Origin of the sequence: Streptomyces griseicoloratus (genome assembly GCF_014534645.1) — a bacterium.
Lineage (GTDB): Bacteria > Actinomycetota > Actinomycetes > Streptomycetales > Streptomycetaceae > Streptomyces > Streptomyces griseicoloratus.
In genome coordinates this window covers 118,399-140,148 of the sequence record NZ_JACVQF010000219.1, presented here as the reverse complement: position 1 = coordinate 140,148, position 21,750 = coordinate 118,399, and the positions used below count along the sequence as shown (strand labels likewise).

The 21,750-nt window shown below is 71.7% G+C and carries 9 protein-coding genes; 5 read left to right on the top strand and 4 right to left on the bottom strand.

Features of this window, described 5'->3' with window-relative positions; all coding sequences use genetic code 11:
* The first annotated feature begins 2 nt into the window (after nucleotides 1–2).
* The 5 genes from H0H10_RS28100 to H0H10_RS28080 all read left to right on the top strand — a co-directional run bounded on the left by H0H10_RS28100 (nucleotide 3) and on the right by H0H10_RS28080 (nucleotide 18,913).
* The gene (locus H0H10_RS28100) at nucleotides 3–11,423 is read left to right on the top strand and encodes an SDR family NAD(P)-dependent oxidoreductase (RefSeq protein ID WP_223180523.1); all 11,421 of its coding nucleotides are present in this window, start codon (nucleotides 3–5) and stop codon (nucleotides 11,421–11,423) included.
* Between the two features lie 320 nt (nucleotides 11,424–11,743).
* Nucleotides 11,744–13,321: an MFS transporter gene (locus tag H0H10_RS28095; RefSeq protein ID WP_188183937.1), complete on the top strand. Its 1,578-nt coding sequence runs from the start codon at nucleotides 11,744–11,746 to the stop codon at nucleotides 13,319–13,321.
* An 18-nt stretch (nucleotides 13,322–13,339) separates the two neighbouring features.
* Nucleotides 13,340–15,421: an AAA family ATPase gene (locus H0H10_RS28090; RefSeq protein WP_507227372.1), complete on the top strand. Its 2,082-nt coding sequence runs from the start codon at nucleotides 13,340–13,342 to the stop codon at nucleotides 15,419–15,421.
* Nucleotides 15,422–15,803: 382 nt separating this feature from the next.
* Nucleotides 15,804–16,502 (top strand): response regulator transcription factor, encoded by a 699-nt coding sequence (locus H0H10_RS28085; protein WP_188183935.1) that lies wholly within the window; start codon nucleotides 15,804–15,806, stop codon nucleotides 16,500–16,502.
* 362 nt (nucleotides 16,503–16,864) lie between these two features.
* A complete protein-coding gene (locus H0H10_RS28080) occupies nucleotides 16,865–18,913 on the top strand; it encodes a thioredoxin domain-containing protein (protein ID WP_188183934.1) in 2,049 nt (682 codons plus the stop codon).
* Between the two features lie 152 nt (nucleotides 18,914–19,065).
* On the opposite strand, the gene H0H10_RS28075 is transcribed toward H0H10_RS28080, so the two are convergent.
* From H0H10_RS28075 to trhA, 4 genes are all read right to left on the bottom strand, one after another.
* Nucleotides 19,066–19,392, bottom strand: coding sequence for a hypothetical protein (locus tag H0H10_RS28075; RefSeq protein ID WP_188183933.1), 327 nt, complete (start codon nucleotides 19,390–19,392; stop codon nucleotides 19,066–19,068).
* A gap of 48 nt (nucleotides 19,393–19,440) precedes the next feature.
* Complete coding sequence (locus H0H10_RS28070; RefSeq protein ID WP_188183932.1) at nucleotides 19,441–20,172, bottom strand: Mut7-C RNAse domain-containing protein; 732 nt, start codon at nucleotides 20,170–20,172, stop codon at nucleotides 19,441–19,443.
* A gap of 34 nt (nucleotides 20,173–20,206) precedes the next feature.
* The gene (locus H0H10_RS28065) at nucleotides 20,207–20,836 is read right to left on the bottom strand and encodes a TetR/AcrR family transcriptional regulator (protein WP_188183931.1); all 630 of its coding nucleotides are present in this window, start codon (nucleotides 20,834–20,836) and stop codon (nucleotides 20,207–20,209) included.
* Nucleotides 20,837–20,915: 79 nt separating this feature from the next.
* The gene (gene trhA, locus H0H10_RS28060) at nucleotides 20,916–21,629 is read right to left on the bottom strand and encodes a PAQR family membrane homeostasis protein TrhA (RefSeq protein ID WP_188183930.1); all 714 of its coding nucleotides are present in this window, start codon (nucleotides 21,627–21,629) and stop codon (nucleotides 20,916–20,918) included.
* Between the last annotated feature and the right edge of the window lie 121 nt (nucleotides 21,630–21,750).

Here is a 21,750-nt window from a genome sequence, read left to right as displayed (position 1 = left end):
ACATGAGCAACGAGCAGAAACTTCGCCACTACCTCAAGCGGGCAACGGTCGACCTGCGGGAGAGCCGTCAGCGTGTGCAGGATCTGGAGGAGCGCGCACACGAGCCGATCGCGATCGTGGGCATGGCATGCCGGCTCCCGGGCGGTGTCGCCTCCCCGGAAGACCTGTGGGAGCTGCTGAGCGCCGGACGCGACGCGGTCGGTCCCTTCCCGGAGGGCCGCGGCTGGGACCTGGAGAACCTGTACCACCCGGACCCCGACCACCTCGGGACCTCGTACGCCCGCGAAGGCGGCTTCCTGTACGAGGCGGACCGGTTCGACGCCGAGTTCTTCGGCATCAGTCCTCGCGAGGCCGCGGCGATGGATCCCCAGCAGCGGTTGCTGCTGGAGACGAGCTGGGAGGCCTTCGAGCACGCGGGCATCGCCCCGACCGCGCTGAGGAGCACCCGTACCGGGGTGTACATGGGCGTCATGTACGACGACTACGGCTCCCGGGTCCCCAGTGCGCCCGAGGACTTCGAGGGCTACCTGCTGACCGGAAGCGCGGGCAGCGTCGCGTCGGGGCGTCTGGCCTATACCTTCGGCCTGGAGGGGCCGGCGGTGACGGTCGACACCGCGTGCTCGTCCTCGCTGGTCGCGCTTCATCTCGCCGCTCAGTCGCTGCGTCAGGGCGAGTGTTCGATGGCGCTCGCCGGTGGTGTGACGGTGATGGCGACACCGGGCACGTTCGTGGAGTTCTCCCGGCAGCGTGGGCTGTCGCCGGACGGGCGGTGCAAGGCGTTCTCCTCGTCGGCGGACGGCACGGGCTGGGCCGAGGGCGTCGGCGTGCTGGTGCTGGAGCGGCTGTCGGACGCGGAGCGCAACGGGCACCGGGTACTCGCGGTGATCCGTGGTTCCGCGGTCAACCAGGACGGTGCGAGCAGCCAGCTGACTGCGCCGAACGGGCCTGCGCAGGAGCGGGTCATACGGGCCGCGTTGGCCAACGCGCGGCTGTCGGCGTCCGAGGTGGACGTCGTGGAGGCGCACGGTACGGGTACGCGGCTGGGTGATCCGATCGAGGCCCAGGCGCTGCTGTCCGCTTACGGCCAGGCCCGTGGAGCCGACAACCCGTTGTGGTTGGGTTCCGTCAAGTCGAACATCGGTCACACGCAGGCCGCCGCGGGTGTCGCGGGCGTGATCAAGATGGTCATGGCGATGCGCAACGGGGTCATGCCCTCGACGTTGCACGTGGACGAGCCGACCCCCGAGGTCGACTGGTCGGCGGGCACGGTGAAACTGCTGACGCGGGCTCAGCAGTGGCCGGAGCTCGATCGTCCGCGTCGGACTGGGGTGTCGTCCTTCGGGATCAGCGGGACCAACGCCCACGTGATCCTCGAAGAGGCGCCGCGCGACCGTGCCGCCGATCCGGTGACAGGACCGGATGCCGCCGTACAGCAGTCGGAGACGGGCCCGGCGACGCCGCCGGCACCGTGGTTGCTCTCGGCCAAGTCGGAGACCGCGCTACGGGCACAGGCGAGCCGGCTGCTGGCCTGGCTCGCCGACCACCCCGAGGTGGAGGACGCCGATGTCGCTGCCGTCCTGACCTCCGCGCGCGCTCGGCTGGGCCGGCGCGGCGCGGTGCTCGGCGCCGACCGGGCCGCTCTGCTCGCCGGCCTCACGGCCCTGGCCGAGGGCTCGGCATCCCCGCATGTGGTGTCGGGCGTCGCCGCCACCGGCGAGACGGCCTTCCTGTTCACCGGTCAGGGCGCGCAGCGCGTCGGCATGGGCGCGGGGCTGGCCGCCGCGTTCCCCGTGTTCGCCGCTGCCCTCGACGAGGTGTGCGCGGAATTCGATGCCCTGCTGGGGGTGTCGCTGCGCGAGGTCATGTTCGGCGAGACCGGTGGTGCCGGGAGCGGCGTCGGCGACACCGAGCGCATGGCCCTGCTCGACCGGACGGAGTTCACGCAGCCCGCGCTGTTCGCGTTCGAGGTGGCGCTGTACCGCCTCCTGGAGTCGTTCGGCGTGACCCCGGACGTGGTGGTCGGGCATTCGATCGGTGAGCTGGCCGCGGCCCATGTGGCCGGGGTGTGGTCGCCGGCCGACGCGTGCCGGCTCGTTGCCGCCCGCGGCCGCTTGATGGGCGCGCTGCCGAGCGATGGAGCCATGCTCGCCGCCGCGGTGCCGGAGGAGCGGGCGCGGGAACTGCTCGCGGCCGGGACGGTCTCGCTGGCGGCCGTGAACGCCCCTGCGGCGGTGGTGTTCTCGGGCGAGACGGCGGCGATCGCCGCACTGGAGGGCCGGCTGGCGGACGAGGGTGTGAAGACGACCCGGCTGACGGTCAGCCACGCCTTCCATTCGGCGTTGATGGAGCCGATGCTCGCCGAGTACGAGCAGGTCGCCAGGTCGGTGGCGTACCGGGCGCCCCGCATCGGCGTGTGCTCCACGGTGTCCGGTGCGCCGGCCGGTCCCGAGCTGCTGACGCCGCAGTACTGGGTGCGGCAGGTGCGCGAGGCCGTGCGGTTCGCCCCGGCGGTGCGGTCACTCGTCGACGCCGGCGTGCGCCGGTTCGTCGAGGTGGGTCCGGACGCGGTGCTGGCGGCGCTGACCCGCCAGACGGTGACCGACGAGGTGGCGTCCCGCTCGCTGGTCGCGGCGGCGTCACGGCGCGGCGTCGACGAGGCCGGCCAGTTCCTGCGGTTGCTCGCCGCCGCCCATTGCTCGGGCGTCACCGTCGACTGGGCTCCGCTGGCACCAGGAAGGCCGGTCACCCACCTCGACCTGCCTGTCTACGCCTTCCAGCACCGCCGTTACTGGGTGCAGCCCGACGACGACACGCTCGGTGACATGGGCCGCGCCGGTCTCTCCGCGCTCGACCATCCGATGCTGCGCGTCGCCGCGCCGCTCGCCGGCCGCGACGAATGGCTCTTCAGCGGCAGGCTCTCCACCACCGACCAGCCGTGGATCGCCGACCACACGGCCTTCGGAACGGTGCTCCTGCCCGGCACCGGGTTCGTGGACCTCGCGTTGGCCGCGGGCCGCCGCCTGGAACTGCCCGTCGTGGACGAACTCGTCCTGTCGACGCCGCTGCTGTTCGACGGCGCCGCTGCCGTGGACGTGCAGGTCTCGGTGAGCGAGCCCGACCACACCGGCCGCCGACGCCTCGCGATCCACTCGCGTGCCGTCACCGGCACCGCGCCGTCCAGCCCGGGCGAGCCGGACTGGACGCTGCACGCCACCGGCACCCTCGCCCCCGCCGACGGCGTGACGCCGGCCTGGACCGACCCCGACTGGCCGCCGGCCGACGCCACGCCGGTCGACGGAACGCGTCTGTACGACCGGCTCGCCGACCTGGGATTCGGCTACGGCCCGAGCTTCCAGGGCGTGCGCGCCGCCTGGACCAGCGGTGACGACGTGTTCGCCGAGGTGACCCTGGACGAGACGACAGCGGGCCGGGCGGCGGGCTTCGGGGTGCATCCGGCGCTCCTGGACGCGACCTTCCACGCCGCCATCGATGTGCTCGCCGACGACCTGCCCGACGGCAGGCTGCCGCTTCCGTTCTCCTTCGGCGGCGTCCGTGTGTTCCGGCACGGCGCCACCGCGGTCCGCGCCCGCATCATCCGTTCGGGTCCCGAGAAGGTGCGCATCGACGCCTGCGACGCCACCGGCGCCGCGGTGCTGTCGATCGACGCCGTGCTCGCCCGCCCCGCGGACGCGCGCGCTCTCGCCGGTGCCCGCAGCCCGCTCTACGTTCTCGACTGGACGCCGGTGACGGCACCCGCGGCGTCGGACCGGCACCTGGTCGCACTGGGCCGGCCCGTCGCAGGCTGCACCGAGACGTTCGAGGACGTCGCGGCGTTCGCGACCGGCGGGGGCCGCACAGGCGCGGCTGTCGTCTGGTCGCCCGAGACGGCGTCGGCGGACGGCGACGACGTCCCCGCGACCATCCGCACCGCCGTGCTGGGCGCCCTCGCGGTGCTGCGCGACTGGCTCGCCGAACCGGGCTGCGCCGACTCGACGCTGATCGTGCTGACCCGCAACGGAGCAGGACTGCCCGGTGAGACGCCGGACCCCGCGGCAGCGGCCGTCCGCGGCCTGGTGCGCAGTGCGCAGTCGGAACATCCGGGGCGCATCGTGAACGTCGATCTCGACGACAGCGACCCCGCGGACCTGCACCAGCGGATCGCCGCCGCGGTCGCCATGGACGAACCACAGCTCGCGATCCGCGACGGCGCCACGGTGGCACCGCGGCTGGTTCGTGCGGCCACCGCCGAACCGACCGGCGAGCCCTTCGGTGACGGCACGGTCCTGATCACCGGCGGCGCAGGCGGACTGGGCGCCGTCACCGCACGCCACCTGGTCACCCGGCACGGGGTGCGCAGACTGCTGCTCGTCTCGCGCCGTGGCTCCGCCGCGCCGGGCGTCGAGGAGCTGGTCACCGAGCTGACCGCGCTGGGCGCCGAGGTACGCGTCGCCGCGTGCGATGTCAGCGACCGTGCCGCGGTCGCGGCGCTGCTGGAATCCGTACCGGCGCACGAACCGCTGACCGCCGTCGTGCACACCGCGGGCGTGGCCGACGACGGCACCATCGAAACCCTGACCGCCGAGCAGGTGGACCGGGTGCTCGCCCCGAAGGTCGATGCCGCCTGGCATCTGCACGAGCTCACCCGCGACCTGGACCTGTCGGCGTTCGTGCTGTTCTCCTCCGCCGGGCCGCTGCTCGGTGGGCAGGGCCAGGGCAACTACGCGGCCGCGAACGCGGCGATGGACGCGCTCGCCCGGGCGCGCCGCAGCGCCGGTCTGCCAGCGCACTCGCTGGCCTGGGGGCTGTGGAGGCGCGGCATGGCCGAGGCACTGAACGACCCGGGTGCCGAACATCTGGCGCGGCAGATCCGCACGCGTCTCGGTCTGTCCCCGATCGAGCCGGACACCGGCATGCAGATGTTCGACGACGCGTTGAACAGCGGCGAACCGATGCTGATGACCGCGCTGCTCGACACCCCCGCCCTCACCGCGCTGGGCCGGCTCGGCACGCTGCCCGCGGTGCTGCGCGGCCTGATCCACGTACCGTCGCGCGGCCGGATCGACGACGGCCCCTTGCGACAGCGGTTGCTCGACGCCCCCGACGACCAGTGGGAGGCGCTGATCCGCGAGGAGGTCCGCGCGATCGCCGCCGGGGTCCTCGGCCACGAGTCGGCCGACGCCATCGACCCCGAGACACCGTTCACGGAACTGGGCTTCGACTCGCTCGGCGGAGTCGAGTTCCGCAACAAGGTGACCGCCGCCACCGGTGTTCAGCTTCCGTCCACGCTGGTCTTCGACTACCCCACCACCGCCGCTGTCGCGGGCTTCCTGCGTACCCGGGTCGACGGTTCGGCGCCGACGCGACCGCGCACCGCCTCGGCCAGGGCGAAATCCAGGGCCGACGAGCCGATCGCGATCGTCGGCATGAGCTGCCGGTATCCGGGCGGCGTCGAGAATCCCGACCAGCTGTGGGAACTGATCGCCGGGCGCGTCGACGCGATCACCCCGATCCCGGGCGACCGCGGCTGGGACCCCGACCACCTGTACGACTCCGAGCCCGGCAAACCCGGCAAGATCTACACCCGGGAAGGCGGATTCCTGCATGCCGCGGGTGATTTCGATGCCGCCTTCTTCGGCATCGGACCCCGTGAGGCAGCGGCGATGGACCCGCAGCAGCGGCTGCTGCTCGAGGCGTCCTGGGAAGCGCTCGAAGACGCCGGTATCGATCCGACCTCACTGCGGGGCAGCGACACCGGGGTGTACGCGGGCGTCATGTACCAGGACTACGGCCACACGGCGCGCGAGGCCGCCGACGGTGCCGCGGAAGGCTACCTGGCGACCGGATCGGCCGGCAGCGTCGTCTCCGGCCGGGTGTCCTACGCCCTCGGTCTGGAAGGACCCGCGGTGACGGTGGACACGGCATGTTCGTCGTCGCTGGTGGCCCTGCACCTGGCGGTGCAGGCACTGCGCGCCGGGGAGACGTCGCTGGTCCTGGCCAGCGGGGTGACGGTCATGTCGACTCCGCTGCTGTTCCTGGAGTTCTCCCGGCAGCGGGCGCTGTCACCGGACGGGCGCTGCAAGGCGTTCTCGAGTGCCGCGGACGGTGTCTCGTGGTCCGAGGGCGTCGGCGTGCTCGCCCTGGAGCGGTTGTCCGACGCGCAGCGCAACGGGCGCCCGGTGCTGGCCGTGATCCGCGGCAGCGCGATCAATCAGGACGGTGCGAGCAACGGCCTGACCGCACCGAACGGTCCGTCCCAGGAGCGGGTGATCGCGCAGGCACTGGTCAACGCGGGGGTGGCCGCGGCCGAGGTGGACGCGGTGGAGGCGCACGGCACCGGCACCACGCTGGGTGACCCGATCGAGGCGCAGGCGCTGATCAACGCCTACGGACAGGATCGCGCCGAGCCGCTGCGGATCGGGTCGTTGAAGTCGAACATCGGGCACACGCAGGCGGCTGCCGGTGTCGGCGGTGTGATCAAGATGGTGCAGGCGCTGCGGCACGAGGTGTTGCCGCCCACCCTGCACGTCGACGCGCCGTCGCCGCACGTGGAGTGGTCGGCGGGCGCGGTACGGATCCTGACCGAGGCCGAGCCGTGGCCGGCCGGGGAGCGTCCGCGCCGGGCGGGAGTGTCGTCGTTCGGGATCAGCGGGACCAACGCGCACGTGATCCTCGAAGAGGCGCCCGCGGTCCCGCCGCGGCCGGTCGAGCCACCGCGCCCGGCGGCCCTGCCGTTGCTGCTGTCCGCGCGGACGACCGCCGCGCTGCGGACCCAGGCGCGCCGTCTGCACGACGCGCTGAGCGAACGTCCGGAGCTGGACCCGGCCGACGTCGCGGTGACGCTGGCGCTGCACCGCGCGCAGTTCGAGCAGCGCGCCGCCGTCGTGGGCCCGGACCGGGAGACGCTGCTGGCGGCCTTGGCGCGCCTGGCGGCCGACGAGCCGGGACCGGGCATCGTGGACGGCGCCGGCCGGACGGGCACGACGGCGTTCCTGTTCACCGGTCAGGGCGCCCAGCGGACCGGGATGGGCGCTGACCTGTACCGGGCGTTCCCGGCGTTCGCGGCCGCGCTCGACGAGGTGTGCGCGGAGTTCGACGCACACCTGGGGCATCCGCTGCGGGACGTGATGTCCGGCGCGACTGCCGAGGCTCTGCTGGACCGCACCGAGTACACCCAGCCCGCGCTGTTCGCCTTCGAAGTGGCGATGTATCGCCTCGTCGAGTCGCTGGGCGTGACGCCGGACGCGGTGGCCGGGCATTCGATCGGCGAGCTGGCCGCGGCCTACGTGGCCGGTGTGTGGTCGTTGTCGGACGCGTGCAGACTCGTCGCGGCCCGGGGGCGGTTGATGGGGGCGCTGCCGGAAGGCGGGAGCATGCTGGCCGCCGCGGTGCCGGAGGGGCGGGCCGCGGAGCTGCTGGCGGCGGGTCATGGCGGTCCGGCGGCCGAGTCGGTCTCGCTGGCCGCTGTGAACGCCCCCGATGCGGTGGTCTTCTCCGGAAACACCGAGGCCGTATCGGCGCTCGAGTCGAGGCTGGCGGCCGAGGGCATCAAGACCAGCAGGCTGCGGGTGAGCCACGCGTTCCACTCCGCCCTGATGGACCCGATGCTGACCGAGTTCGCGGAGATCGCCGCGGGCCTGACGTATCACGAGCCGCGCATACCCTTGTGCTCCACGGTTTCCGGCACATTCGCCGACGCATCGGTGAGTACGCCCGAGTACTGGGTACGGCAGGTGCGCGAGGCGGTGCGCTTCGCCCCGGCGGTGCAGTCACTGTTCGCTTCGGGTGCGCGCCTGTTCGTCGAGCTGGGCCCGGACGCGGTGCTGACGACCATGACCCGCGCCACGCTGGCGACAGACCCTGCGGCGCACGCATCGGTGGTCGCGGGATCCCGTCGCACAGTCGCCGAACCCGAGCAGCTGGTCGCCGCGCTGGCAACCGCTCACTGCGCGGGCCGGCCGGTGCGGTGGGCGGCCTACTTCGGAGCTCGGCCGCAGGCACGCACCACGTTGCCCACCTATCCCTTCCAGCACGAACGATTCTGGCTGCTGCCCGCGGAGGCCGCCGCGCCGCTCGCCGGTGCCGACTCCGTCGGCCATCCCCTGCTGCACGCCCAGGTGCAGCTCGCCGGCAAGGACGAGTGGCTGTTCACCGGCAGGCTCTCGCTGCGCACGCACCCATGGCTTGCCGACCACGCCGTCTTCGCCGCGGTCGTGATGCCGGGTACCGGATTCGTGGAACTGGCCCTGGCCGCCGGTGCCCGGCTCGGCGTGCCGCGCCTGGCGGAACTGGTGCTCGAAGCACCGCTGGTTCTCACGCCCGAGGGTGCCGCGGACATTCAGCTCGCGGTGGGCGAACCCGACGCCGACGGGCACCGGACCGTCGCCGTCCACGCCCGCGCCGCCGACGCCTGGGTGCTGCATGCCCGTGGCCTGCTGACGCCCGCCGCACCGGCCGCGGCACCGGGCTGGTCCCAGGTGTGGCCTCCCGTTGCGGGCGATCCGGTCGACGGGCAGCAGGTGTACCGCGCGCTCGGCGACCTCGGCTTCGGGTACGGCCCGGTGTTCCAGGGTGTTCGCGCCGCGTGGTCGCGTGGGGAGGAAGTCTTCGTCGACCTGGCGCTCGACACCGACACCGCGGCGCGCGCCACCGCCTTCGGGCTGCATCCGGCACTGCTGGACGCGGTGTTCCACGCGGCTGTCGACCGTCCCGCCGAGGGCGCGTCCGACGGCCGGGTGCCACTGCCCTTCGCCTTCGAAGGTGTCCAGCTGGCACAGTCCGGCGCGGGTGCCCTGCGCGCCCGCATCGCCCGCACCGCACCGGACACCTTCCGCGTGGACGCGGTCGACGCGACCGGTGCCCTCGTACTGAGCATGGAGTCGGTGCGGGTCCGCCCGATCGAGCGGCAGGCGCTGGCCCGGCTGCGCGGCGCGGCACCGTTGTTCGACGTCGAGTGGGTCGCCGTGCCCGCCGTCTCCGCAGCGGACCCCGGGCGCATCGTGGTGCTCGGCGACCCGGCGACCGTCGAGGCCCCCGAGCCCCCGGCAAGCTGTGTCGATCTCACGGAACTCGCCGGGCTGCGGGAGGTTCCCGACACGGTGGTGTGGACGGCGCCCCGCGGAACCGGTGCCGGCGCGGCGGACGTACACGCCGGCGTGCTGACGGCGCTCGCGCTGTTGCAGGGCTGGATAGGCGCCGAACATCCCGGCCGGCTCGCGATCGTGACGCGCACGGCCGCCGGACTGCCCGGCGAGGAACCCGACCTGGTCGGAGCGGCCGTGGCGGGCCTGGTGCGCAGCGCACAGTCCGAGCACCCGGGCCGGTTCCTGCTCATCGACCACGACGGCGACGCCCTGCCGATCACGTCGCTCGCCGACGCCGTGGCCCGGGACGAACCGCACATGGCCGTTCGCGAGGGCCGGCTCCTGGCACCGCGACTGCAGCCGCTGCCCGCCACCGAACCGGGCGCGCCCCCCTCGTTCGACCGCGGCACCGTGCTCATCACCGGCGGCACCGGCGGCATCGGTGCGATCGTCGCCCGGCACCTGGTCGCGGCGCACGGCGCACGACGGCTGGTGCTGGCATCGCGGCGCGGTGCCGCCGCGGACGGCGCCGCCGAACTGGCCGCCGAGCTGACCGGCCTCGGCGCCCACGTCCGGGTCGTGGCGTGCGATGTCACCGAACGCACCGCGGTCCAGGCCCTGCTGGCCGGCATCGACGCCGACGCCCCGCTGACCGCCGTGATCCATGCGGCGGGCGTCCTGGACGACGGCACGCTCGACACGCTGACCACCGAGCAGACGACACGGGTGCTGGCACCGAAAGCCGACGCGGCACTGCACCTGCACGAGCTGACCCGCGACCTGGACCTGTCGGCGTTCGTACTGTTCTCGTCCGCGGCGCCGCTGCTCGGCGGACAAGGACAGGGCAACTACGCCGCCGCGAACAGCGCGCTGGACGCGCTGGCACGCCTGCGGCGCAGCGCGGGCCTGCCCGCGCACTCACTGGCCTGGGGACTGTGGACCGTCGGCATGGCCGGGGTACTCGGCGGGGACGATGCCGAGCAGTACGCCCGCCAGATCCGGGCCAGGCTGGGCCTGGTCCCGATCGACCCGGGTTCCGGGATGGCGCTGTTCGACAACGCACTCGCGACCCACCGGGCGACACCGACGACGGCACTGCTGGACACGGCGGCGCTCACCGATCTGGCGCGCGGCGGCACACTGCCCGCGGTACTGCGCGGCATGATCCGGGTTCCCCCGGCCGCCGCGAGCACCGGTGTCGGCCTGGCGCGGCAGCTGGCCGCACTGCCCGACGCCGACCGCGACGGTGTGGTCCTGCGAGAGGTGCGCAACGTCGCCTCGGCGGTCCTCGGCCACCTGTCCGGCGACGCGATCGACCCGAACGCGCCGTTCACCGAGCTGGGTTTCGACTCCCTCGGTGCCGTCGAATTCCGGAACCGGCTCGCACAGCTGACCGGGCTGACGCTGCCGTCGACGCTGATCTTCGACCATCCGACCGCCGCCGACGTGGCGAAACTGGTGCGGTCGCGGATCGAGGAATCCGGCACCGGCGTGGCCGAGCAGGCACCGGCCGGCGTGCGCGGCACGATCACCGACCTGGTGTCGGCGGCGCATGGCCGCGGTGAGCTGGCAGGGGCGATGCCCCTGCTGATCACGAGCTCGGCCCTGATGACCACGTACTCCGCCGACGAGGCCGCCGCACAGTGCCCGTCCGCGCAGCTCCTGGCGCGCGGCGCCGCGGCACCGGCACTGGTCTGCATCCCCTCGTTCCTGGCGGGATCGGGCCCGCACCAGTTCGCCCGCCTGGCCCGCGAACTGGGCGGCGAGCGGCAGGTCAGTGCGTTGCGGCTGCCCGGCATGCGCGCGGGCGACGACCTGCCGGCGACATGGGCGGCGGCGATCGAGAGCCTCGCCGCGGCCGTCGCACCGGAACTGGAGCGAGGTCCGGTGGCGCTCATCGGCTATTCGGCCGGTGGTGCGCTCGCCCATGCGGTCGCCCGGCGGCTCGAAGACGACGGCGGCGAGCTCGCGGGCGTCGCGATGATCGACACCTACTCCCCGGAAGAGCACGAACTCAACCGCCTCGTGCTCACCGACGCGCTGGGGCAGATCCTGTCCCGGGACAACGCACTGACCCCCGTCGACGACCACGGCCTGGTCTCCATGGGTGGCTACGTGCGGATATATCCCGAGCGCGAGGCCGAGCCGATCGCCGCGCCGACGCTGAATCTGAGGGCCACCGTGACACTGAGCGGCTTCGGGGACGTCGACCCCGTCCCCGACTGGCAACACCGTGGACCGGCCGAGTACATCGAGGCAGACCACTTCTCGATCGTCGAGGAACAGGCAGCAGAGACCGCCGCGCACCTCCGGCGCTGGCTCGACTCGCTCAGCGGCCATTGATATCTGCGTGATCGGCACGCGGTGCCCGGGTTGAGGGTTCTGGGCCTCTGGGAGCCGTCGAGAGACCTCGACGGCTCCCCGGAGGCATGAAATCCGCTGCGTCGCAACCCTCCGGAAGTTAAATCCGTCAGAGACACAAAAAAACTCAGTCCGCAAATCTGGCAGAGGCACAAAACTGCTCAGTCCGCAAATCTGGCAGAGGCATATCCTTCGTTCGGTCGCAACAGCTTTGGGCGAGAAAATCCAAGCTTGACAGCGTTGTGGGGCTTGCTTATATTCCAGTCGGTCACGTCCCCGCCGATCGATATCCGAAGGTGTTCATGACCGCGCCCCCGGCGTTGCCGAAGTCCAGGCAGCAGTTGATTCTCTCCATTCTCATGTTGTGTTCACTGCTGATCTGGATAGAAAACACCGTCCTGAGCACAACGCTGGAGACCCTTGCCGACCCGGTCCGCGGCCTGGGGGCCGATCCCGGTCAGCTGCAATGGGCGACCGGTTCGTACACCCTGGCCTTCGCCACATTGATGTTCACCGCAGGCGCATTGGGCGACCGGTTCGGTCACCGGACTGTGTTTTCCAGTGGGCTGGTGATCTTCGCCGGGTCCTCGCTGTGGGCGGCGTACGCAAGCGACGCGGGCCAGCTGATTGCGGCTCGGGCTGCGATGGGGGTGGGCAGCGCGCTCATCACGCCCGCCATGATGGCCATCCTCATGTGGACCTTTACCGGCCCCGCGCGCGCTGCCGCGATCGGCATTTTCTCGACGTCGGCCGGTGTTGGAATGGCTGCCGGCCCGGTACTGGCGGGGTTCTTGCTCGATCATTTCTGGTGGGGCTCGGTCTTTCTGATCAATGTGCCGGTCGCGGCACTGGCGCTGGTCGGGCTTGCCGTGCTGGTTCCGAATTTCCGCAGCCCCACTGCGCGGCCACTGGACCCCGCTGGAATGTTCCTGTCGATCAGCGGGCTCGTGGCATTGGCCTACGGGCTGATCCGGGCGGGGCAGGTGACGGCGTGGAGTCGCACCGACGTCTGGGCGCCGATCGTCGTCGGTCTGGTTCTGCTGGCCGTTTTCGTACTCGTCGAACTGCGCCTCAAGGTGCCCAGCTTCGATCCGCGACTGTTCGCCCAGCGCGCATTCGGTGGCGGCAATGTGGCGCTCGGACTGCTGCTCTTCGGCGTGGCCGCCATCACCTTCTACAACGCCTTCTACCTGCAAGGCGCGCTCGGATTTTCGCCGATGAAGGCGGGCTTGGCCAATATCCCGACCGCACTCGGCGCGCTCGCGGGGGCGCCCCTTGCCTCGCGCCTGGTCCGCCGCCTGCCGCTTCGCCTTGTCACCGTGCCGGCGCTCACCGTGGCCGCGCTGACCATGGGCGGGTACGCATTCCTCGGACTCCACACCCCACTCGTCTGGATCGAGCTCCTGCTGCTGGTACAGGGTCTCGCGGTCGGCATGGTGATCGGCCCCGTCACGGCCGCATTGATCAGCGACCTGCCGTTGGAACAGGCCGGTGCGGGATCGGCCGTCACCAACACCGTGCGGCAAACCGGCAGCGTGATCGGAATCGCCGTGGGCGGCACGATCATGTCGATCACGTACCGACGTGCGATCGAACCTTCGCTGGAGGGCGTATCCGGTCCGGTGCAGGATCAGGCGCGGGTTTCCGCCGAACAGGCCCGCCACGTCGCCACCACCATCCACCGGCCCTCCCTTGCCCAGGCTGCTGACAACGCGTTCATCCATGCCATGCACGTCGGCGCGGGCTGGATCGCGGCGATCGCACTCCTCGGAGCAGCCGTGCTGCTGATCACCTTGCCTGCCGCCGGAAAGAAGAAGGGCCCGACCCCGGAGCCGGACTACGAAGAGACCCGCATCTCCGAGTCTCGAACCACCGTGTGAAGTCGAAGGAGACCCCTGTTGTCGAAAATCAGTGATTCCGCTGCGCGTGCGGTTGAATCGGAGCAGGAGTATGTGTCCTCCTTGTACAAATTGCTCACCGAGCGGATTTCCGAGGCGCGAGTACAGCGGGCGAGTGTGCTGAAGGCCCCGGCGGAAAGCGCCGGTGAGGCATACGAGAGGGAAATCGCCGCCGAGAGCCTGGCCAAGGAAATCGCCAGGCTGGAGGGCGCCGAAAAGGGGCTGGTCTTCGGGCGCATCGACTGGACGGACGGCATGGCCCTGCGCATCGGGCGGATCGGACTGCACACGGAAGAGGACGACCTGCCTCTGCTCGTGGACTGGCGCGCGAACGCGGCGCGGCCCTTCTACGAAGCGACACCGGTCCACCCGATGGGCCTGCGGCGGCGCCGGCACCTGCGCCTCGAGGAGCGCACGGTCGTCTCGGTGAGCGACGAACTGCTGGACGGGACCGCCCCGACCGACGAGGACGTCGTGGGGGACGGCCCGTTGACCGAGGCACTGTCGGCACGGCGTACGGGCAGGATGCACGCGGCCGTCGCGACGCTGCAGGCCGAGCAGGACGAGATCGTCCGCTCCGCCCACCGCGGGGTGACCGTGGTGCAGGGTGGGCCCGGCACCGGCAAGACGGTGGTCGCCCTGCACCGGGCGGCCTACGTCCTGTACGCGTTCCCGCGCGCCGCGGAGGAGGGTGTCCTGGTGGTGGGCCCGAACGCCCGGTTCCTCGACTACATCTCCCAGGTCCTTCCCTCGCTCGGAGAGAACGACGTCGTTCTGGCCACCTGCGGGGAACTGGCCGGAGTGGCCACGGACACGGTGGGCCCGCTCGACACGGCGCGTCTCAAGGGCAGCTCCGACCTCGCCGACGCCCTGGCCGGCCTGGTGCGCCTCCACCAAGCACCCGCCGGTGACTTCACCGTGCGGGTCGGACAGGAACTGGTTCACCTCTCCGGCGAGGAAGTCGCCACGGCACGCGACGCCGCCCTGGCTGCCGTACCGGGGCACAACCCCGCGCGCCAGGTGTTCAAGGAGCTCTTGGTCGACGCCGTCACCGACGCGATGCAACGGGACATGGGCGACATCCTGGAGCAGATCGACGCCGATGCCGAAAGGATGACGGGCATCAACCTCGACCGGTTCACGGGAGCCGCCCAGCGCCGTGCCGAAGGCGCGGCCGACCCGGGTCCGGTCCACGAGCTGGACCTGGACGCCATCCGCGCCGATCTCCTCGACGACGCCGCCGTCGACCGGGCGGTCGAGGTGTTGTGGCCGCGGCTGGCACCCGGTGACCTCGTGAAGGCGCTCCTGACGAACGCCGACGCCCTCGCCGAGCGCCTGCCCCGCCTGACCGCGCAGGAGCGGGCCCTTCTGCTGCGCGGTCCGGACGACCCGTGGACCGATGCCGACGTGGCGTTGCTGGACGAGGCGGCGAGCCTGGTCGACGGCCCGCCGGAGCGGACGTACGGGCACGTCGTCGTCGACGAGGCGCAGGAACTGACCGCCATGCAGTGGCGGATGATCGTCCGCCGCTGCCCGTCGAGGGCGATGACGCTGGTGGGTGACTTCGCCCAGGCGGGCCCGGTCGCGACAGCACGCGACTGGAAGGAAGCACTGGGCCCCCACGTCGGACCGCGGTTCAAACTGCACAACCTGACCGTCAGCTACCGCACGACGCAGGAGATCCTGGAGAGCGTCCAGGACCTGCTCACGCGGATCGCTCCGGACCAGAAGCCCACGCGGTCACTGCGAAGCGGTGAGAGCCCTCGCACCGTGACCGCACCTGCGGACGGGTTGGTCACCGCCGTCGTTCGGGAACTCCGCGCCCAGAGCAGCGCGCACCCGGGCGAGCTTCTGGGAGTGATCTGCGCGGACACCAGGGTGAGCGAGCTGACGGCCGAGGGCGTCGCTCACCACGCACGCATCGTGCCGGCGTCCGAAGCACGCGGGCTGGAATTCGACGGGGTCGTCGTCGTGAACCCCGAGGAAATCATCACGGCCCGCCCCGGTGGGGAAAGAGACTTGTACGTGGCCCTGACCCGGGCCACCAAGCGCCACTGCACCATCACCGTCCAGCCCGCCTGACGGCTCGGCGCCCGCGTCGTCGCCGCGGGCGCCCCCGGCGCCGTTGGCCGCGCCGACGAGTTTCACTTTCTCGGCCAACCGGATCGTCGGGATGAACCCGGCATTCGCGATCAGGCCGGGGTCGTTGAACAACAAACAGTTTCGCCGGTCTGTGCGAAACGTTCACCTCTTCTTATTCGCCGTCCACCGACGGCCCAGCACGCGGTGGCTGATTCTGGGGTGGACAGTTCCCGTCACTCCGTGCCATGCTCATCTATCAGGAGTCACACCTTCCAGTTTTAATGTGAGAAAACGGGGGATCACTGATATGGACAGCGTGAAGAACAGGTTGACCTGGCAACCGGTCCCGAGCAGTGGAAATCACGAAAACTACAGCAGTCGGATGGACTACCTGACGCCTGACATACCTGGCAGGCGAGCTTCCCCGCAGGCCGGACGATCCCTGTTGCAGGCCGAGATAGCGCTGATAATCGAAGACGACATTCGCCGGTACAGTATCGAGGGAATGCTTCGTTCGCCCGGCATCCAGTTGACGGCGCGATCCATCACGGATATCGAAGATCTCTCGGCGTTCGGCTACGGCCGGCTGGTCATTTTAGACAGCAGTGCTCTGGGGTCTGTACCCGGCGAGATCGCTGAAAAGCTGCGCATCCAGAACATCCAAGTGCTGATCCTGGTGGATTCGGCAGACGTCGTCGAGCAAGCCTGGGTCGATCATGCAAACGGCTTCCTGGACTGGGCAGATCTCCGTCCCGAGACCCTGCGCGAAGCGATCGTCGACGTGAAGGCCGGACGATTTCACGTGTCGGCGACCCTGGCGCGGCGATCCGTGACGGCGCCCGACCAGGCCGGTGACGACACCACCTCGAAGCGCGCGGCGGCGATTGCACTGACGGCACGTGAACACCAGGTGCTGCGCCTGATTGCAGAGGGTCTGAGCAACCGACAAGTCGCCCGATCGCTGAGTATCTCGGAACACGGAGTCAAACGCACGGTCGGCATCATTTTGGCCAAGCTCAACTGCCCGAATCGGACTCTTGCCGTTGTCCGGGCCATAGAGTCGGGGATCCTCGCCATGTGAGGTGTCGGCCAGGTCGAGAACGCGACGGGCCGCGCCATGGGGGCAGGCTTTCCTCCCTCGGTCGCGGCCTGCCGCCGCTTGACGGGCAAGCCGCAGAGGGCCGGGGTCTTCGCGAACGCCCCGGCCGCACCTGAATTGCGGCGAATTCCTCGTACAATACTTTCCGCTTTTGTTAGAGGTCGTATTCTCCGGCCGGCGGATCCGTGTCGGGCTGGAGGCGGAGAAGTCCGTCGGGTGGCGCCGGGCCGGCGGGCCTGCCTCGCGGGCGAGATCGCCCGTTACGACCCGTACGCGTCCAAGTACTCCCGGGTCGGGCCCTCGATTGCAGGGACGGACGCTCCGGATCGTGCGACGATGCCGGTATGAATCGACTGGCCAACTCCCAGTCGCCTTATCTGCTCCAGCACGCCTCCAATCCAGTGGACTGGTGGCCATGGGGAGAGGAGGCGATGACAGAAGCGAAGCGGCGGGACGTACCCATCCTCTTGAGTGTGGGCTATGCGTCCTGTCACTTACGTCTTCTGCTGGTTCACTGGTGCCACGTCATGGCCCACGAGTCCTTCGAGGACGAGGCGACGGCCGACTACCTCAACGCGCACTTCGTCAGCGTCAAGGTCGACCGCGAGGAACGCCCCGACGTCGACGCCGTCTACATGGAGGCCGTGCAGGCGGCGACCGGTCAGGGCGGCTGGCCCATGACGGTGTTCCTCACCCCGGACGCCGAGCCGTTCTACTTCGGCACCTACTTCCCGCCCGAGCCCCGGCACGGCATGCCGTCCTTCCGGCAGGTCCTCCAGGGCGTCCACCAGGCGTGGGCGGAGCGGCGCGAGGAGGTCACCGACGTCGCGGGGAAGATCGTGCGGGACCTGGCCGGGCGGGAGATCTCCTACGGTGACGCCCAGGCGCCCGGCGAGGCGGAGCTGGGGCAGGCGCTGCTCGGCCTGACCCGGGAGTACGACCCGCAGCGCGGCGGGTTCGGCGGCGCGCCGAAGTTCCCGCCGTCCATGGTGATCGAGTTCCTGCTGCGCCACCACGCCCGCACCGGCGCCGAGGGCGCCCTCCAGATGGCGCAGGACACGTGCGAGCGCATGGCGCGCGGCGGCATCTACGACCAGCTCGGCGGAGGCTTCGCCCGCTACTCCGTCGACCGCGACTGGGTCGTGCCCCACTTCGAGAAGATGCTGTACGACAACGCGCTGCTGTGCCGGGTCTACACCCACCTGTGGCGCTCCACCGGCTCCGAGCTCGCCCGCCGCGTCGCCCTGGAGACCGCCGACTTCATGGTCCGCGAACTGGGCACCGCCGAGGGCGGGTTCGCCTCCGCGCTCGACGCCGACAGCGACGACGGGACGGGCCGGCCCGTCGAGGGCGCGTACTACGTGTGGACGCCCGCCCAGCTGCGGGAGGTGCTCGGCGAGGCGGACGCCGACCTGGCCGCCCCGTACTTCGGCGTGACGGAGGAGGGCACCTTCGAGCACGGCGCCTCCGTCCTGCAACTGCCGCAGCAGGAGGGCGTGTTCGACGCCGGGCGGATCGCCTCGATCAGGGAGCGGCTGCTGGCCGCCCGCTCCGGGCGGCCCGCGCCCGGCCGGGACGACAAGGTGGTCGCCGCCTGGAACGGCCTGGCGATCGCCGCGCTCGCCGAGACCGGCGCCTGCTTCGACCGCCCCGACCTGGTGGAGGCCGCCGTCGCCGCCGCCGACCTCCTGGTCCGGGTGCACCTGGACGACCACGCCCGCCTCACCCGCACCAGCAAGGACGGGCAGGCCGGGGCCAACGCCGGGGTGCTGGAGGACTACGCCGACGTCGCCGAGGGCTTCCTGGCGCTGGCGTCCGTCACCGGCGAGGGCGTCTGGCTGGACTTCGCCGGGCTGCTGCTCGACCACGTCCTGACCCGGTTCACCGACGAGGCGGGCTCGCTGTACGACACCGCCGCCGACGCCGAGCGGCTGATCCGCCGTCCGCAGGACCCCACCGACAACGCCACCCCGTCCGGCTGGACCGCCGCCGCGGGTGCCCTGCTGTCCTACGCCGCCCACACCGGCTCCGAGCCGCACCGCACCGCCGCCGAGCACGCCCTCGGCGTGGTGAAGGCGCTCGGCCCGCGCGTCCCCCGCTTCATCGGCTGGGGGCTCGCCGTCGCCGAGGCCCTGCTCGACGGGCCCCGCGAGGTCGCCGTGGTCGGCCCCGCCCTCGACGACGAGGCGACCCGGGCCCTGCACCGCACGGCCCTGCGGGGCACCGCGCCCGGCGCGGTCGTCGCCGTCGGCGCCGAGGGCAGCGACGAGTTCCCGCTGTTGGCCGACCGGCCGCTGGTGGGCGGGGCTCCGGCCGCGTACGTGTGCCGCAACTTCACCTGCGACGCCCCGACGACCGACCCGGAGCGGCTACGCGCCGCACTGGGCGGCTGAGCTGGGCCGCGGACGGCCGGGGCGGGGTCTCGTAGGCTCCGCTGAGGACCAGGGCGCCGAGCGTGAGGCGGGGCGCCGGCCGCGTACGTGTGCCGCAACCTCACCTGCGACGCCCCGGCGGCCGGCCCGTCCGTCGCCGGGGCGGGGCCCCATCAGGCTCCGCTGAGGATCAGGGCGCCCAGCATGAGCTGAGCGCCCCACTGCAGGGCGACGGCCCCGGCCCTGGCGGAGGTCCACCGGGTGCGGGGCCAGGCCAGGGCCGGCGCGCCCAGGGCCGGCGCGGCCCCGAAGCAGCCCCACAGAGCCCCGCCCGGGACGGCGGAGCACTGCTCGCCGTACATCAGACAGCGGCTGCCGCGCTCGGTGGCGAGCACCGCCACCCACGCGAGGACGACGGTCGGCAGGAGCAGGAGGAGCCCGGCCAGGGACCAGCCGGTCAGGGCACGGGCGGTGGGCTGCGGCGGCTGGCAGGTGTTCATGCGGTCATCCCACCGCGCCGGCCGGTCGCGGGGGATCGGCCCGCGTACTCAACCGCCCTGGGGACCCCGGCTCAGCGCGCGCTCCACGATGGCCTCCAGTTGCTCGTGGTGCGCGCCCTTCCAGTAGGCACGCCCGCACGCGGAGCACTGCGCGAACACGTCGTACGACCGCTGCGTGCCGCCCTTGAGCTGCTCCGCGACCTCCTCCTTGGTGGCCTGCCTCAGCAGTCCGTTGCAGGCGGTGCAGCGCGTCCACGGGCGCAGTTCGGGCCGGAACCGGTCCAGGACGCCTTGGAGCTGGTCGTCGGGGCGGGTGCTGTAGACGTAGGCGCCCGCCCACAGCTCGCGGCGGCGCAGCAGCCCGCGGTCGCGGCTGAGCATCACGCGCTTCTCGGCCGCCGACCGGGCGGCGAGCGCCGGGTCGCCGATGTCCGTCGACTCGTACGCCGTGTCCACGCCGAGCAGGCGCAGGCGGCGGGCGAGGGTGCCGAGGTGCACGTCGAGGAGGAACCGCAGGGGAGCGCCCGGCACCTTCTGGGGATGCTCGACGGCCCGGACGGTCACCGACTCGCCGGCCGACGGCACGTGCCCCGGCAGCACCTCGCGGCCGTCCACGAGGAGCGCGCCGACCTCGGTGAGCGGCACACCGAGGGACTCGACGACGTGGCCGAGCGTGGAGACACCGTCGGTGGCGGCCCGGACGGCGCCCGTGCGGCGGGCCTGCGGGACGAACAGGTGCAGTTCGGGGGAGAATTCGACGTGGATCTCGGGACCGTTCACCCGGCCAGGATGCCACGCGGCGAGGGGCGCGGCCTCAGCCTTTTCCGGCGGGCAGACCGTGCTCCACCGCGTCCAGCGCACGGTCGACCAGGTCGGCCAGGTCACCCCGGTGGCCGTGCTCGGCCCAGTAGTGAGTGGCTTCCAGCACCCCGCCCATCAGGGACATCGAGACGACCCGCACCTCCAGGCCGTCGGGGTCCAGCCCGGTGCGCTCGGCGATGGCGCGGGCGAGGGTGCGCCCGGTGACCGACATGCTCTCCAGCATCCGTGAGCGCACCGCGGGCACCTCGGACATCAGCCGGGTGCGCAGCCGCGTCACCTCGGGCTCCTCGCCGGTCCCGACGCCGATGGCCTTGCGTATCACGTACCGCACGGAGTCCGGCCACGGCTCGTCGGCGGGACGGGCCGCCAGTTCCTCCGCCATGACCGGGTCGTACGCGTCCGTGAGGACGATGTCCTCCTTGGTCGGGAAGTAGCGGAAGACGGTCGACGGCGAGACCTCGGCGCGGTCGGCGATCTGCTCGACGGTCGTGGCCTCGTACCCCTGCTCCCGGATCAGCCCGTAGGCCGCGGTGCGGATCGCCGCGCGGGTCTTGATCTTCTTGCGCTCCCGCAGGCTCAGCCGCGGGGGGTCGGATGGGGCGGTGGTACGTGCGGCCGTCATGGGACTCATTGTCGGACACCGGCCGTGGCCGTGGCCATGGCCGGGTCGCCGCTGTCCGTGTCCGCGCGGGCGCGGTGCGCTACGCGTGCTGGTAGGCCACCAGCGAGATGCCCACGTAGTGGGTGATGAAGGCGGCCAGGGTGAAGGAGTGGAAGACCTCGTGGAAGCCGAACCAGCGCGGTGAGGGGTTGGGACGCTTGATGCCGTAGATGACACCGCCCGCGCTGTAAAGGATGCCACCCGCGATCACCAGCACCAGGACGGCGATGCCCCCGGCCCGCAGGAAGTCGGGGAGGTAGAAGACGGCCGCCCAGCCCATGGCGAGGTAACAGGGGGTGTAGAGCCAGCGCGGGGCGCCGACCCAGAAGACGCGGAAGACGATGCCGGCCGCCGCCGCGGCCCAGATGCCCCACAGCAGCCACTGGCCCTTGGCCTCCGGCAGCAGCAGCAAGGTCAGCGGCGTGTAGGTGCCGGCGATGATCAGGAAGATGTTGGCGTGGTCGAGCCGGCGCAGGACGCCGTCCATGCGCGGGCTCCAGTTGCCCCGGTGATAGAGCGCGCTGACGCCGAACAGCAGACAGGCCGTCAGGACGTAGATCCCGCAGGCGAGGCGTCCTCTGGCCGAGTCCGCGAGGGCCGTGAGGACCAGGCCCGCGACGAGGACGGCCGGGAACATGCCGAGGTGCAGCCAGCCGCGGAGCTTGGGCTTGACCGGATGCGGCAGGGGGAGCGCCACGGGACCGCGGCCGGCGGCCGGCGTGTCCCTGGGCGCGTCGAAGGCGGGCGCAGTCATGCGCGGCATCGTACCTACGGAACCGTAAGTTACGTATCAGTACGTCGGGATGCCGGCCGACGCGTGGCCATCGTCTCACGGGGTACTCGGCGGCACACCCCTCTCGGTCGCCAGGGGTAAA